Below are 964 nucleotides of genomic sequence, written 5' to 3'. Positions count from 1 at the left end.
CCAGCATCGGCTCCATCAACGGCGAGTGGAACGCATGCGACACCTTCAACCGCTTGCTCTTCCACCGCTCCGCGATACGAAGCACCTCGTCCTCGTCCCCGGCGATCACGACCGACCGAGGCCCGTTCACCGCGGCAACCGACACCCGCTCGGTCAGATGCGGCAGCACTTCTTCCTCAGCAGCGATGACCGACACCATCGCGCCACCCGCAGGCAACGCCTGCATGAGCGCCGACCGGGCCGTGACCAGCAGGCACGCGTCCTCAAGGCTGAACACCCCGGCCACGTGCGCGGCCGCGATCTCACCAATCGAGTGCCCGGCAACCTGCTCCGCCCTGACACCCCACGACTCGACCAACCGGTACAACGCCACCTCAACCGCGAACAACGCCGGCTGCGCGACCCCCGTCTGGTCCAGCGCCTCCTGGTCGTCACCCCACATGACGTCCCGAACAACGGGGTCCAGGTACATCAGCACACCGTCAAGCGCCTCAGCGAACACGGGGAACGCCTCGTACAACTCGCGCCCCATGCCGGCCCGCTGCGACCCCTGCCCGGAGAACAACACAGCCAACGACCGCTGCGACAACGCCGTCCCGCGCGCCAGCACCTCTCCCCCGAGCACCACAGCCCGATGCTCGAACCGCGCCCTGGTCGTCAACAACGAGAACGCAACGTCCTCCGCCGCCCCCTCAGCGCCCTTGACCCGCTCGACCTGCCCGTCCAACGCCTCCACGGTCTTGGCCGACACCACGAACGGAATCGATCCCGCCTGGGCCCCCCGGGGGGAGCCCGAGGTCCCCACTCCAATCGTCTCACCGGCCACCGACAACTCCGCGCCCGCAAGATCGACAACGGCCGGCTTGTCCACAGCCGCAGAGTTGTCCACAGATTCCGCCACACTCACTTGACCAGCACTTTCACCCGGTACGCTGGAAAACGGGGGGATCCCCGAGCCCGGCGC

1 protein-coding gene is annotated in these 964 nt (G+C 67.9%); it reads right to left on the bottom strand.

Annotated elements, in window-relative coordinates; genetic code table 11:
- Positions 1 to 907, bottom strand: a 907-nt coding sequence (locus UK23_RS44430; protein ID WP_330770614.1) for an acyltransferase domain-containing protein, incomplete at its 3' end; no start/stop codon positions are given.
- Positions 908 to 964: the final 57 nt, after the last annotated feature.

Source organism: Lentzea aerocolonigenes, from assembly GCF_000955955.1.
Lineage (GTDB): Bacteria > Actinomycetota > Actinomycetes > Mycobacteriales > Pseudonocardiaceae > Lentzea > Lentzea aerocolonigenes_A.
This window is presented reverse-complemented; position numbering and strand designations above follow the sequence as displayed.